This window comes from Sneathiella chungangensis, assembly GCF_009882935.1.
Classification (GTDB): domain Bacteria; phylum Pseudomonadota; class Alphaproteobacteria; order Sneathiellales; family Sneathiellaceae; genus Sneathiella; species Sneathiella chungangensis.
In genome coordinates this window covers 442,649-455,395 of sequence record NZ_WTVA01000004.1, presented here as the reverse complement: position 1 = coordinate 455,395, position 12,747 = coordinate 442,649, and the positions used below count along the sequence as shown (strand labels likewise).

Here is a 12,747-nt window from a genome sequence, read left to right as displayed (position 1 = left end):
TGGATACCGTCTAGCTGGACGGACGCTCCATAGCGCAACCCACCGGCGGAATATCCGCATCTTCTGCGGAAATCGTTTTCTCGGTCACCAGACCGTACCCCGAGTTGTCCGCATCCAGAACAATATTTTCATCCGTATGGACGGAAATGCTGATCGGTTGCATCAACTGATGGTCTTCCGCCCGCATTACAACCTTGTCACCCTGGATCGTCGTGTATTCCATGCCTTCCAGCGCGCCGGCCACCTTGAGCGGATCGGTGCTGTTGGTTTCGTTCATCGCTCTCGCCAGCATCGCAAGCGCGTTGGCAATACGGAACTGCGTGATATCGGCTTCCGGATATTTTTCCTTAAAACCGAGGTGATAGGCAAGATACTCTTCCGTAGGCGGCGGATTTACGCGGCCTTCGTGAATAAGACGGATCTTGTCTTTGCCGGCCGCGCCAATCGTCTTCGTGATACCGTCATTGGCGGCATAGTAAGTATAGACCGGCGCATCGATACCGGCGTCACCGATGGCTTTGGCGAGACCGACCATGTCGGCGCCCCAGTTACCGGTAATAATCGCGTCCGCTTCGGATGCGCGGATCTTCGTGGCATAAGGCGTAAAGTCCTTTACCTTGCCGATCGGGTGAAGCTCGTTGCCGACGATCTCAATATCCGAACGCTTTTCGCCAAGATATTTGACGGCTGCGGCCGCGACCGCCTTACCGAAGGAATAGTCCTGACCAATGATATATACTTTCTTGATTTGGTCATTTGCCGCAATCACGTCAGTCAATGCGTTCATCTTGATGTCGGCATTGGCGTCGAAGCGGAAATGCCAGAAGTTGCATTTCTCGTTGGTCAGCGCCGGGTCGACAGCGGAATAGTTGAGGAAGAGCACGAGGTTATCCGGATTCCGGTCGTTATGCTTCTTGACGGCATCGGTCAGCGCGTTGGCAACACCGGAGCTGTTGCCCTGCATAATATAGTGGATCCCTTCGCCGATCGCCCGCTTCAACTGGACGAGGCTTTCCTTGGGGCTGATCTTGTTATCGAAGCCGACAATCTCGAACATCTGGCCGCCGAGAACGCCGCCTTTCTGGTTGACTAGGACATCAGCCGCATATTGCGCCTGTTTATATCCGCTGGTGCCAGTTGCCGCAAACGGGCCGGAAAGCGGGTCGATAAATGCGATTTTTATCGTATCCGCCGCCTGCGCGGTGAATGCGCTGAGCGCAGCCAGAGCCGCACCGATAAGTATGGTTGATTTGAGTTTCAATTTATCCTCCCAAGACTAAATTGAGTTATATGTATAGCCGACGCTGTAGTCCCGTTTTTGATTTTTTGATCGGGAATACGGCAAACACCCTAAGCGTGGCATTTGCTTTCTGTCGGCAGTTATGAAAGACCAAGTCGCCCGCAAGATCAAATAAATTTTCCGTATTGTCCGGAATTCAGTGCCGCATATTGAAGACAGAAGACCCGCAATGACCACTCTTCCCAGCCCGTTAGAGAAATATGCGAAAAAACAAATAAATACGCGAATTAGCGGAAATCTGGTGTTAAGAACACAATCTGATTGGGTAGATAACTTTAACTGTTTTCCAATTTCGGACTATTCCATGTCGGCGAGCTTTGTTGTTTATTTTTAATCGGCCTTTCATGATTTCGGTTATATTCTACGATCAGAGGCCCTGATTCACCTGTGCGGGAATCGATTCTTCAAGGAAAGTCCGACAGATGACGGATCAAACCAAAAAATTTATGCTGCTGATGATTGGTTGGTTTTTCGTCATCCTCGGCGCAATCGGCCTGTTTCTACCGGTGTTGCCGACGACGCCCTTTCTGCTAATTGCGCTCTGGGCCTTTTCGCAAAGTTCGGAACGGTTTCATTACTGGCTTTATAACCACCGGACATTCGGGCCGCCCTTGCAGGAATGGTCGAAATATGGCGTCATTCCCTTGCGCGCCAAAATCATGGCGATTGCCACTATGACGGTGAGTGCGACCCTCGTTATCAGCTTCTCGAGCACCCCGTGGTACGGGCTGGCCGCGATGATTATCCTGATGCTGATCGGCGCGGGATTTATTCTTTCCAGACCGAGCAGGCGCAAGGAAAAAGACTCGGCGTAACGGTCCTCATGTCACCATCAGCGGAGAATTTTCCTGCGAAAGAAGTGTCGCAAGCCGTCCCAATGCCTTGTATAGACGCTTTTCTTCCGGCTCTCCCATCAGGCAGAGACGGATATGACCCACGTCCACCGATTTGTTCATGGCGAATGTCGATCCGGCGATAACGACAATATTCTCGCGCCGCGCCGAGGCTACGAATTCCGACATCGACTTACCGGCGGGCAGCCGGACCCAGAGATGGGCGAGCGGCGAATCCGGGGGCGACAAAGATCTCTCCAGCCAGGGGGCCAGTATTTCCCGCGCGCGCTTTTCGCGCCGGTGACAGATATCCACAAGGAGCCGCCCCTGCGCCGCCACCTGCCCTGACTGGATCAGAAAATTCACCATATCCAGAAGCAACGGCGACGTCATCCAAGTGATGGTCGTCATTTTCGTCGCCAGCCTCGGGACAAGATTGTCCGGGGCCATCATATAGCCGACGCGCAGCGCCGGGCTCATCACCTTCGAGAAGGTCGTAAGATACACGGCGATATCCGGCGCCAGGTCGTAATAGGACGGAATTTCCCGGCTGTGAAGCGGCGCATAGGCGCTATCTTCGAGGATGGTCACCCCATGGCGACGCGCGATATCGATAATCTCCCGACGGCGCGCCTCGGGCTGCGTCGCCCCGGTCGGATTGTGATTGGTCGGCACCGTTATCAGCATCTTGACGTTGCCGCGACGGCATATCTCGGCGAACGACGCCGGAATCATGCCATCGCGGTCCATGGCGACGGGCGCAAGACGGAGATCAAGCTCATAGGCCGCGGCGCGGATGCCGGGATATCCGAAGGCTTCCGTCGCCACCGTTTCACCGGCATTTGCCAAGGTCGCCATGGCGAGATAAAGCCCGGACTGCGCGCCCTGCGTGATGATGATATTTTCGGGATCCGCCCGGTCCACCAAAGCGGACAGCCAGCCCGCTGCCACGTCCCGGTCGCGCGGACGGCCGCGACTGTCCGAATAGGAGAAATAGGCGACGGGGTCGTTCCGCCTCAGCAGTCGCTGCGCGGCATCCCGGAGGCGGCTCTCGGTCTCGGCATGGAAAAAACTGTTCTTCGACAGATCCGTAAGGCCGCTCTCCCCCTCGCTCCAGCTTTCTTTGGGAAAAATTGCGCCCTTCCCGATTGCCGCCTCGTCACCGGCGGTGCCATATACAAAGGTTCCCTGCCCGATCCGGCCATAGCAATGGCCGCGCCGCTCCAGTTCCGCGTAGGCGCGGCTGGCGGTCCCGATGGAGCAGCCATATTCATAGGCGAGGTCGCGATGGGTCGGCAGGCGATCGCCGGGCCGGTAGCTTCCCTGCTCTATCTTGCTGATGATCAGCGCGACGATTTCCTCGAATTTTTTCACGACATCCCCGTTAAATTGTCACTATGACAATATAGCATTTGACGACTACATTTTTATAACAATATTGATACAATGTAAATTGTCTTATTTTCCTTGCAGTTGTGGAATAGGCCCATGGAATACGGAAAAATGGCCCTGATTACCCTGTTTGCCATCTCGATGGTTGGCTCTCCGGGCCCCGTTAACATGCTTCTTATGGCGTCCGGCGCGAATTTCGGTTATCGCCGGTCGTTTCCCTTCCTGATCGGAAGCATTTCGGGCTTTCTACTTGTCTGCATGGCGACGGCGCTGGGGCTGGGCACGCTGTTTACGACCTCCCCCGTCCTTCAGCTTGTCTTCCTCGGCGCGTCGCTTCTTTATATCCTGTACCTTGCCTACCGGGTGGCGATGGCCAACCCGACCCTGTCAGAAAGCGCGGAGCAACCGGGGTATCTCGCCGGATTGATCCTGCATCCGCTCAACCCGAAAGCCTGGGTAACCATTGTCGCCGCCTATTCCCAGTTCATTTCGCCGGAAACCGACTACACGACGCAGGTCGCCATCATCATCCTGATTTTCCTGATTGTCAGTTTGCCGTTCAATTCGCTCTGGTGTTACGGCGGGAATCTCCTGCGCAGGCTTGTCACCTCGCCGCAGCTTAAGCGCGCGATCAATGTCACTCTGGCGTTTCTGATGCTGCTGGCGGTGGGCCTCGCGCTTCTGCAGGCAGATGTTCTTAAACCCCTGCTGGCCTCCATTTCGACCTGACTTAGCCGGCTTCGGCAAGCCGCATGGTGCGTTCGGGCGGGAAATGCACGGTGCAGACCGTGCCGACGCCGACTTCACTTTCCAATGTGAATTGGCCGCCGTGAACTTCGGCCAGCATCTGGACCAGCGTCAGGCCGAGGCCCGTTCCCTCATTGTTGCGGGCATAGGACGTCTGGACCTGGCCAAACCGGTCGAGAACCCGCGGAATATCCGCGCTGTCGATGCCGATTCCGGTATCCGTCACGCGAAGGCTGATGCCGTTATCGTCGCGGATTTCAACGGCAACCGTCACCTTGCCGCCGCTGTTGGTGAATTTAACGGCATTGGAGACGAGATTGACGAGGATCTGTTTTACGCGGGTTTCATCGCCAAGGAAAATCGGCAGCCGGTCGGGCAGTTCCGACACCAGGCTGACCCCGGCCTCCAGCGCGCGGACGGATATCATGCGGAAGCAGGACTGGATGATCACCGCAAGATCGATCTTGCGTTCTGACAATTGCAGATGACCGGATTCGATCTTGGCGACATCCAGAACGTCGTTGATCAGGCCCAAAAGGTGACGGCCGGCGCCGTGGATATCGCTCGCATATTCCTTGTAGTTCGGATGCCCGAGTTCCCCGAACGCCTGAGAGGTCAGAAGTTCCGAAAAACCGATGATGGCATTTAGCGGGGTGCGGAGTTCGTGGCTCATATTGGCCAGGAATTCAGATTTGGCGCGGTTCGCAAGTTCAGCCATTTCCTTTGCCTTGCGCAGGTTGACTTCCGCCCGCACACGGTCGTTCATGTCGGTGAGCGTTCCCTCCAGATAGAGGAATTTGCCGTTGTCATCGAATACGCCGTGGCAGTTGATCGCGCCCCAGGTCAGGGAGCCGTCCTTGCGCCGCCACTGATAGACTTCGTCGATCAGATGCTGCTTCTTGGAAAGAAGCATGTAATGTTTACGGGCGACTTCCGGATCAATGTACACATCCTTTTGCAGCGCGGTTACCGATTTTTTCATCTCCTCGGCGGAATTGTAACCCAAGAAAATGGCCATCGCCGGATTGACGTCAATCAGTTTGCCGTTCGCATAGGCCTGGAAAATGCCTTCCGTGGCGTTCTCATATATGCGCCGATGCTTGAGCTCGCTCTGTTCAAGCGCGATCTCCGACGCCCGCCGGTTGTAGATATAATAGATCAACACGGCGGCAAGACCCGCGAGCCCCAGAAGCACCAGAAGAACGGCATCGCGGAAGACGCCAATCTTCTCCGCCTGGACCCGCAGCAGGCTGATAGCGGCGCTGTTGGAATGCGCGTGCAGCCCGTCCGCCTTGGCGAGTGCCGACCGCGCTCTTTCAAGCGCGGTTCTCAAGACAATGTCCGATGTCGGCGGCAGACCGCTGATACCGTCATCAAGCCACCCCTGAATATCGAATAGTGCGGGACGAAGAACCCCGTAAATCGCGGCCGTCCCGATCAGGTTGTCGAACCCGTATTCGACACGCTTGACTTCCAGAAGGTTATTCACTTCATCGATATTCTGGCGAACCGAGGTTATTTTCCGGGCGCGCTCAGGACCCCGCGCCAGCTTCGCGACGGCAATCCCCTGCGTGATTTCATTGATGTCGAAAAGGATCGCCGACATCGCCTGTGAATCCTCGATCACCTTGAGCGGAATGGATTCCTCAATTTCGGAAAGCGTTACCTGAACATAGCGAACGGTACCGATCACAAACAGCGTCAGGCCGAGAATCGCAATGATATAGCTGTTCTGCCGTCTCAGTAGATTGGCGATCCGGAGCTTCCTCGCGAGTTGGGGTAAGAAAGAATCTGACATTCAAATTAGCTCTGGTTCGCTCATTGCTCGTTGGTACGGGCGACCGTCTGGCCGATTTCCTGATAATATCTGAGCGCTCCCGGATGCAACGGAACACTCATCGAAGATAACGCCATCTTCATCGATATATTCTTCAGCTTCGGATGCAGGCCCAGCGACTGGATTTCGGGGAGATTTTCCCAGAAGGTCTTTGTGATCTGATATACCTGTTCTTCACTCTGCGCCTTGCTGACAACCCAAAGTGCGGCGACACTCAGGGTGCGTACCGTGCCGATGCCATCATAACTTCCGGCGGGTATGGTTGTCGATGAAAAGAAGGCATTTTCCCAGGTCAGCCGCGACGCCACCGCGCCATCGATCGGCACCAGAGTGATCAACCCCTCCGCGCTCAGTTCCGAAATCGATTTCGACGGACTGCCGGCGACGATGAAAAATGCATCGAGTTCGCCCGCGCGGATTTTCTTTATGGCATCCGATGGCTTGACATACTGCGCCAATATATCGCTTTCCTGGATGCCATAGGCATCGAGAATAATCCGCGCATCGACCAGCGTTCCCGACCCCGGATCATCGAGTGACACGCGCATGCCGCGAAGATCGGTAATCCGCTCAATTCCGGAACCCTTGCGGGCGACCAGATGAATGTCTTCGCGATAGAGGCTGGCGATGGCGGTTATGTCATGGAAATCCCCCTGATCGGCGAAGACGCCGGTCCCGGTATGTGCCCAATAGGCGATGTCGGATTGCGAGAACCCGCTTTCGATTTTCCGGCTTTGAATATCCTCGATATTGGCGACTGAACCGTTCGATGTCTGGGCCACTGCCAGAAGATGCGGTACGCCGCAGGGATCGGGCGCGCAAACTGACGCGTCCGTCGGGTTCGAAATTGACCGGACGATCGCCTGGCCGACGGGATAATATGTTCCACCCATACCGCCTGTTCCAATCCGGAAAAGAGTTGTCTCTTGATCGGCTTGTGCAGAAGGTATGGACATAGCCGCCGCAAGCGCCGCCAAAACCGTCAGCAGGATAATCGAAACCTTACGCCGCATAACGCCGTCCTCTCCAACTCCGTCATTAGTGCTTCCCCGGGCGCGGGCGTCCCGGTAAGATGCACATTCTGTTCACTAAAACTAGCATCGGCGTGTTAATGACCGGTAAACGATAACAAAAATTTATACAAACTATGAGGGCATGGAAAAACGGACGGACATGAACGGCAAATCACCCGAGGAAATTAAACATCTCAATCTCGAATATCTTCCCAGGCTTACGGTGCCCAATGCCGAGGAATATTTCGACGCGGCGGCCCGCAGGAGTGCCGATGCACGTGACCGGATGACCTGTCATATCGACATTCCTTACGGCGCGACGGAATTGCAGCGCCTTGATATTTTCCCGGCGCCGAACCCGGATGCGCCTGTCCTGATCTTTATCCATGGCGGATACTGGCGCGCCCTCGATAAAAGCGTCTACAGCGATATTGCCGAACCCTTCGTCGCCGCCGGCGCAACCGTGGTTATCCCGAACTACGATCTCTGCCCCACGGTGACGATCGCGGAAATCGTCGACGAAATGCGGCGTTGCCTGAACTGGACCTACGCGAATATCGCAAATTTTCATGGCAATCCGGCGCGCATTTTTGTCGCTGGTCATTCGGCCGGCGGCCATCTGACAGGCATGATGATGGCAACGGATTGGCAGGCGGAGGGCCTGCCCCGCGATCTTCTGAAAGGCGCGGCACCGATCAGCGGTCTTTTCGATATCGAGCCGCATCGACATACGGACCTGCAGGCCGATATCCGCCTGACGGAACAGGAGGCCGCCGCCCTGAGCCCGCAAAACCTCCCGCTGACCGCGCGCTGCCCGGTGATCTGCGCCGTCGGCGGCGGTGAGAGTGCGTCGTTCCATCGCCAGTCAAAGGATTTTACGGAAAAATGTCGTGCGGAAGGGCTCCCGTGCGATTATCTTGAATTGGACAAGGATAACCACTTCGATATCACCGATCGCCTGCACCGTCCCGGGGATCCGCTGACCCGCGCCCTCAAACGGCTGATGGGGATCTAATTTGGCAATGCATTAGGGAAAACAGCCATGACAACATCCGGTACCCGCGAAGAGCTTTCCACCCTCACCGATCAGTTCGTTGCCGCCTTCAACCGCCAGGACCTCGACGGCGTCATGAGTTTTTTCGCCGAGACTGCGGTGTATCGCGACGCCTATGGCAAGGAACATAAGGGCCCCGCCGCCATCCGCACGGCGTTCGAGCCCGTCCTCAACGGCAAGCTCGGCAAGATCCATTTCAAGGGCGAGGACCGCTTTATCGACGCGGATACCGGCAAGGTGATGGACAGCTGGACCTTGCGCATGCATATGGGCGAAGGCGCGGAGAAGGAGGCAAGCATGACCGGCCTCGATCTCCTGTATTTCGCGGGCGGCAAGCTGGTGACCAAAACTACCTACCGGCGGGGGTGAGCAATGGACGCGGCCTTTATCCTCCTGTCGGTTTTCGGTATTTTCATCCCGGCGCTGATCCTGCCGGGTCCGGATTTCATTGGCGTCGTCCGCTCCTCGATGACCGGCGGCGCGCGAAGCGGCCTGCTGACGACGCTCGGCGTCTCGCTCGGCCTCCTTATGTATGCGAGCCTCAGCCTGCTCGGCCTCTCCGCCATTCTCACCCAGTATGAATGGCTCGCCTGGGCGGTGCGCGTCGCGGGCGCGAGTTACCTGATCTATCTCGGGCTCCGGCTCCTCTTCGCCAAAAAAGGACAGGTCGCCCTCGGCCATCCGGAGGCGGCAAAGCCTGCAAGGAACGCCTTCCTCTTCGGCTTCACGGTGACGCTCACCAACCCGAAGGCGGTCGTCCTATTCTCAAGTGTCTTCGCCACCGCCGTCACCGCGGAGACACCCGTCTGGCTTCTCGTCCTGATGATAGCGCTTGTTTTTATGAGCGCGCTTGTCTGGTATTCGATCGTCAGCCTGTTCATGTCGAGCCGCCCGGTCATGAACCGCTTCGCCCGGGCCAGCCATATCATCGAGCGCGCCGCCGGCGCCTGCTTCATCGCCATCGGCGGCAAGCTGCTGCTGGATGCGCGGAACCCGCTGAGCCCGTGAGCGCCATCCTCCGCGCGGAACGGCCAATGGATGCGGCGAAAATCCGCGAAATCATCACTGCCGCCTTCGGCCGGCCGGACGAGGCCGACCTTGTCGACGCGCTCCGGGCGGGCGGTGATCTCACGCACTCGCTGGTGACGGAGGAAAAGGGGGAGATCGTCGGCCATATCGCGCTCTCGCGGCTGAAGTCCCCGGCGCAATCCCTCGCCCTTGCGCCCGTCTCCGTCGCGCCGGACCGGCAGGGAGAGGGCATCGGCGGCGCGCTGATCCGGGCGGCCATCGCCCGCGCGCGCGATGACGGCGACGCGCTGATCTTCGTCCTCGGCGATCCCGCCTACTACACCCGCTTCGGCTTCACCACAGAGACCGCCACGCGGTTCGACTGCGCCTACGCCGGACCGTATTTTATGGCAATGGAACTGGGGGAGGCAAAAACGGCACCCGCGCCGGTTATCTATGCGGAGGCTTTTGGAGAACTGGGATAACGCCCCCCACGCGCGCCAGTTGCCGGTCATGCACGCGCGAGAGCAGCAGCAGCGCGCATATCGCGCCGAGGAGCGCGAGCGCCATATCGCTCTGGGTGTCCCAGATATCGCCTTGGGTGGCGAGGAAGGCGTCGGCGTCTTCGCCGGTCATGAGGGCGACGGCCCATTCGATCAGCTCGTAGAAGGCGCTGAAGGCGAGGCAGATGGAGACGATGATAAAATTCCGCCAGTTCGCCCCCCTTATAACCTCCAGCCGGATCAGGATTTCGCGGGCGATAATCGCGGGCACGAAGCCTTGCGCGAGATGGCCGACGCGGTCGTAATTGTTCCGCTCGAACCCGAACCAGGGCTTGATGGTATCGAACAGCGGCACCTCGGCATAGGTGTAATGCCCGCCCACCATCAGGATAATGCAGTGGATGAGAATAAGGGTGTAAAGAAGCGGCGTTAAAGGGAATTTCTTATAGGTCAGCACCAGGATGACAAGGCCGATCAAGGCCGGACCGACCTCCAGTATCCAGATGAAATATCCCTTGGGTTCAATCGCCGACCAGATCAGGACGGCAAAATAGATGCCAAGCCAGAGTATGCGCATAATCTTCCCCCTCGAAGACCGCTATTTATGATCGACGCTTCGAAACGCGCCCTCGCTCCAGACGACGGCGCGGACGCATTTGCGCAGGTTCGTGCCGCCGCACTCGCTGCCATGCACCTCCAGCAGCAGAACGCGCAGGTTGGACCAGTCCACCACTTTCCACCCCCGGCCAAAGAGCATATGCGCCTCGCCATCAACGATCACGGTGATGGGGCAGCCGCCAGTCCCGCACCAGAGCGTCGCCGCGGTGCTGCATCGAAACTCCCCCGCGTTAACGATCATCTCGGGGCGGCCATCCCCGGTAAGATCAACCGTTGGCCAGGCCTTTCTGGTCAGGATCAGCTTGCCATCCTGATAGCCTTGGCAATCCGCCTCTGCCGCCTCGATAACCTGGCGGAGGGCGGCTTCGTTGTTTCCGTCCTGCGCTGCAGAGGCCAGCGCCGGGGTCGATCCTGCAACCGCAATTATTGCCAACAATGCCGCCCAAAATCCTTTCATGCTCATCTTTCGGGCGGGCCTTTCAGTTCCACGACATTCCCTTCCGGATCGGAGAGATAGAAGGATGGCCCCTGCCCGTCCGCGCCATAGCGGCTCTTGACCTCGCCAGGATCGATACCGTGGGATTTGAGATGCGCACGGATTTCGCCTTCATCGAACGTCTCAAGCGACAGGCAGAAATGATCGAGATTGCGCCCCTCTTTCCCCGGCGCCGCGCCGCCCATCCGACCGAGCGTGCCGTCGATGGTCACCAGATCGATCAGCGAGCCGCCGGCGCGCAGCTGATAGAGGCCGATTTCCTCCTGCGTTTTCTCCAATGTGCAGCCAAGTGCCTTGATATAGAAATCCATCATTTTTTGAAGGTCCGTCACGCGGAGGACCAGGTGATCGATATGCTTGATTTTGAACATGTCGCACTCCCGTTTGATAAGACGTGATATTACAGCTTTTGCCACGTCCGCCAAGCTGTTACCCTGCATACATAATAACAAAAACAGGAGATTTCCAATGATTACCCGCGACGACCTGATCGGCACCTGGCGCCTGAAAAGCTGGACAAGCCTCAAGAACGGAGAGCCGATTGGCTACCCGATGGGCGAAGATGCCAAGGGCCAGATTATTTACAGTTCTGAAGGCCGAATGAGCGGCTTTCTGATGCGCACCGATTTCGCCGATCAGCCGCGCGACAAGGCCGCGAGCCCGGATATCTGCCTCGCCTATGGCGGCGATTTCCGCGTTGAGGGCGATGAAGTCATTCACGATGTCGATATCGCGACGGTCCCCTACTGGATCGGCGGGCCCCTGATCCGCAAGGTGGTTCTACAGGGGAAAGACGTCCTCCTCAAAACCAAGCCGGAAACTACGTCGTCGGGCAATACCTATGAACATCATCTCCTGTGGGAGCGGATCGGCGCCTGAGTCAAGCCCCGTTACGCGTCTTCGTTATTTGCCCTTCCAGTCGGGCTTGCGTTTCTCGGCGAAGGCGCGCGGGCCCTCGATCCGGTCGTCGGAGGCGTACCAGGCCTTGAAGGCCGGGTAATCTTTCTGGTTTTTGATGGCCTCTGCGAGCGACGGTTCGTCGAGGCTCCGCATCACCGTCGCCTTGGAGGCACGGATCGCATGCGGGCTGCCGCGCAGGATAATCTCGCACCAACGCTCGATCGCCTCCTCCAGCGCATAGGGAGCGACAACCTCGTTGACGAAGCCAAGCTCCTCCCCCTTGTTCGCATCGACGCTTTCGGAGCTTAATATCATCCCCATTGCCTTTTTCAGGCCGATCTGTCGGGCGAGCCGATGCAGCCCGCCGCCCAGGGCCACCGCGCCGACCAGCGGTTCGGGCAGGCCAAAGCGGGAGTTTTCCGTGGCGATGATGATGTCGCAGGCGAGCGCAATCTCGAACCCGCCGCCAAGCGCGACGCCATCCACCGCCGCGATGACCGGTTTGTCGAGATCGAACCGCTCGATCAGTCCGGCATAGCCGTTCTTGGGATATTCCCGCGCCTTCGGATCCTTGCTTGCGGCAATGGCCTTCAGATCGCTGCCCGCGCAGAAGGCGCGCCCACCGCGGCCCGTCAGAACGCAGATATACTGATCGGGATCGTCCGCGAAGGCATCGAGCGCCGTTTGCATCTCGTCATGCATCGGTTTGTGGATGGCGTTCATCACCTCGGGCCGTTCGAACGTGATCCGGGTAATATGCGTCTCCGCCCTGACGGAGATGAATTCATAGCTCATGAAGGCCCTCTTCCCTGACATCTGTGGCTTGTTCTTTTTCTCCCGCCATCATAGCAAGGGCGGAAGAGAAGCCCATCAGAAAAAAGCGGCCGTCGATCAGCTCTTGATTTTCCAGCTGCCGTCGACCTGGCGGCAGGCAATCCCATAGGTCGTCTGCTTCGTCCCGTTAATGTCTGACTGAGCTGTGTATTCCCGGCAATATTCGCCGTTATTCTGTTGATAAGTCTTTTCCGGGCTCACCTCATAGACCT

General features: G+C 57.6%; 16 protein-coding genes. 7 read left to right on the top strand and 9 right to left on the bottom strand.

Annotated features, from left to right (window positions below; translation table 11 throughout):
* Positions 1–10 precede the first annotated feature (10 nt).
* Positions 11–1,261: a branched-chain amino acid ABC transporter substrate-binding protein gene (locus GQF03_RS11435; RefSeq protein WP_161339399.1), complete on the bottom strand. Its 1,251-nt coding sequence runs from the start codon at positions 1,259–1,261 to the stop codon at positions 11–13.
* Positions 1,262–1,722: 461 nt separating this feature from the next.
* Between GQF03_RS11435 and GQF03_RS11430 the strand changes: the two genes are divergently transcribed.
* Positions 1,723–2,115, top strand: a complete 393-nt coding sequence (locus tag GQF03_RS11430) for a YbaN family protein (RefSeq protein ID WP_161339398.1) — start codon at positions 1,723–1,725, stop codon at positions 2,113–2,115.
* A gap of 6 nt (positions 2,116–2,121) precedes the next feature.
* Here GQF03_RS11430 and GQF03_RS11425 read toward each other — a convergent pair whose 3' ends face one another.
* Positions 2,122–3,507, bottom strand: a complete 1,386-nt coding sequence (locus GQF03_RS11425) for an aminotransferase class I/II-fold pyridoxal phosphate-dependent enzyme (protein ID WP_161339397.1) — start codon at positions 3,505–3,507, stop codon at positions 2,122–2,124.
* Between the two features lie 114 nt (positions 3,508–3,621).
* Here GQF03_RS11425 and GQF03_RS11420 point away from each other — a divergent pair, with 114 nt between their 5' ends.
* Positions 3,622–4,254 carry a LysE family translocator gene (locus tag GQF03_RS11420; protein ID WP_161339396.1) on the top strand — a complete coding sequence of 211 codons (633 nt, stop codon included), beginning with the start codon at positions 3,622–3,624 and terminating at the stop codon, positions 4,252–4,254.
* Position 4,255: 1 nt separating this feature from the next.
* On the opposite strand, the gene GQF03_RS11415 is transcribed toward GQF03_RS11420, so the two are convergent.
* Together GQF03_RS11415 and GQF03_RS11410 are read right to left on the bottom strand one after the other, a co-directional pair.
* On the bottom strand, positions 4,256–6,070 hold the full coding sequence (locus GQF03_RS11415) for a sensor histidine kinase (RefSeq protein ID WP_161339395.1): 1,815 nt from the start codon (positions 6,068–6,070) through the stop codon (positions 4,256–4,258).
* 20 nt (positions 6,071–6,090) lie between these two features.
* Positions 6,091–7,122: a TAXI family TRAP transporter solute-binding subunit gene (locus GQF03_RS11410; protein ID WP_161339394.1), complete on the bottom strand. Its 1,032-nt coding sequence runs from the start codon at positions 7,120–7,122 to the stop codon at positions 6,091–6,093.
* 160 nt (positions 7,123–7,282) lie between these two features.
* Between GQF03_RS11410 and GQF03_RS11405 the strand changes: the two genes are divergently transcribed.
* The 4 genes from GQF03_RS11405 to GQF03_RS11390 are packed head-to-tail and all read left to right on the top strand — an operon-like array spanning position 7,283 to position 9,669.
* On the top strand, positions 7,283–8,137 hold the full coding sequence (locus GQF03_RS11405; protein WP_161339393.1) for an alpha/beta hydrolase: 855 nt from the start codon (positions 7,283–7,285) through the stop codon (positions 8,135–8,137).
* A 27-nt stretch (positions 8,138–8,164) separates the two neighbouring features.
* Complete coding sequence (locus GQF03_RS11400) at positions 8,165–8,545, top strand: nuclear transport factor 2 family protein (protein ID WP_161339392.1); 381 nt, start codon at positions 8,165–8,167, stop codon at positions 8,543–8,545.
* Between the two features lie 3 nt (positions 8,546–8,548).
* Positions 8,549–9,184 (top strand): LysE family translocator, encoded by a 636-nt coding sequence (locus GQF03_RS11395; RefSeq protein WP_161339391.1) that lies wholly within the window; start codon positions 8,549–8,551, stop codon positions 9,182–9,184.
* The gene (locus GQF03_RS11390; RefSeq protein ID WP_206376122.1) at positions 9,181–9,669 is read left to right on the top strand and encodes a GNAT family N-acetyltransferase; all 489 of its coding nucleotides are present in this window, start codon (positions 9,181–9,183) and stop codon (positions 9,667–9,669) included. Before GQF03_RS11395 ends, GQF03_RS11390 begins: the two co-directional genes overlap by 4 nt.
* On the opposite strand, the gene GQF03_RS11385 is transcribed toward GQF03_RS11390, so the two are convergent.
* From GQF03_RS11385 to GQF03_RS11375, 3 genes are read right to left on the bottom strand one after another with little or no spacing between them, the layout of a single operon-like run.
* Entirely contained in the window at positions 9,635–10,264 is a 630-nt protein-coding gene (locus GQF03_RS11385; RefSeq protein ID WP_161339390.1) for a DUF2238 domain-containing protein, read from the bottom strand. The two genes, GQF03_RS11390 and GQF03_RS11385, sit on opposite strands and share 35 nt — an antisense overlap.
* A gap of 21 nt (positions 10,265–10,285) precedes the next feature.
* Entirely contained in the window at positions 10,286–10,762 is a 477-nt protein-coding gene (locus GQF03_RS11380) for a hypothetical protein (protein ID WP_161339389.1), read from the bottom strand.
* A 2-nt stretch (positions 10,763–10,764) separates the two neighbouring features.
* Entirely contained in the window at positions 10,765–11,172 is a 408-nt protein-coding gene (locus GQF03_RS11375; protein ID WP_161339388.1) for a VOC family protein, read from the bottom strand.
* Positions 11,173–11,269: 97 nt separating this feature from the next.
* Here GQF03_RS11375 and GQF03_RS11370 point away from each other — a divergent pair, with 97 nt between their 5' ends.
* Entirely contained in the window at positions 11,270–11,680 is a 411-nt protein-coding gene (locus GQF03_RS11370; RefSeq protein WP_161339387.1) for a lipocalin-like domain-containing protein, read from the top strand.
* Between the two features lie 24 nt (positions 11,681–11,704).
* Here the strand turns inward: GQF03_RS11370 and GQF03_RS11365 are convergent, their stop codons facing one another.
* Complete coding sequence (locus GQF03_RS11365) at positions 11,705–12,496, bottom strand: enoyl-CoA hydratase-related protein (RefSeq protein WP_161339386.1); 792 nt, start codon at positions 12,494–12,496, stop codon at positions 11,705–11,707.
* Positions 12,497–12,592: 96 nt separating this feature from the next.
* Entirely contained in the window at positions 12,593–12,736 is a 144-nt protein-coding gene (locus tag GQF03_RS11360) for a hypothetical protein (protein WP_161339385.1), read from the bottom strand.
* Positions 12,737–12,747 lie beyond the last annotated feature (11 nt).

Excerpts from the sequence above, each read along its gene's own strand:
- GQF03_RS11380 (WP_161339389.1), bottom strand. The coding sequence starts at position 10,762 with ATGAAAGGATTTTGGGCGGCATTGTTGGCAATAATTGCGGTTGCAGGA.
- GQF03_RS11395 (WP_161339391.1), top strand. The coding sequence starts at position 8,549 with ATGGACGCGGCCTTTATCCTCCTGTCGGTTTTCGGTATTTTCATCCCG.
- GQF03_RS11370 (WP_161339387.1), top strand. The coding sequence starts at position 11,270 with ATGATTACCCGCGACGACCTGATCGGCACCTGGCGCCTGAAAAGCTGG.
- GQF03_RS11400 (WP_161339392.1), top strand. The coding sequence starts at position 8,165 with ATGACAACATCCGGTACCCGCGAAGAGCTTTCCACCCTCACCGATCAG.
- GQF03_RS11385 (WP_161339390.1), bottom strand. The coding sequence starts at position 10,264 with ATGCGCATACTCTGGCTTGGCATCTATTTTGCCGTCCTGATCTGGTCG.
- GQF03_RS11415 (WP_161339395.1), bottom strand. The coding sequence starts at position 6,070 with ATGTCAGATTCTTTCTTACCCCAACTCGCGAGGAAGCTCCGGATCGCC.
- GQF03_RS11375 (WP_161339388.1), bottom strand. The coding sequence starts at position 11,172 with ATGTTCAAAATCAAGCATATCGATCACCTGGTCCTCCGCGTGACGGAC.
- GQF03_RS11420 (WP_161339396.1), top strand. The coding sequence starts at position 3,622 with ATGGAATACGGAAAAATGGCCCTGATTACCCTGTTTGCCATCTCGATG.
- GQF03_RS11430 (WP_161339398.1), top strand. The coding sequence starts at position 1,723 with ATGACGGATCAAACCAAAAAATTTATGCTGCTGATGATTGGTTGGTTT.
- GQF03_RS11405 (WP_161339393.1), top strand. The coding sequence starts at position 7,283 with ATGAACGGCAAATCACCCGAGGAAATTAAACATCTCAATCTCGAATAT.
- GQF03_RS11410 (WP_161339394.1), bottom strand. The coding sequence starts at position 7,122 with ATGCGGCGTAAGGTTTCGATTATCCTGCTGACGGTTTTGGCGGCGCTT.
- GQF03_RS11365 (WP_161339386.1), bottom strand. The coding sequence starts at position 12,496 with ATGAGCTATGAATTCATCTCCGTCAGGGCGGAGACGCATATTACCCGG.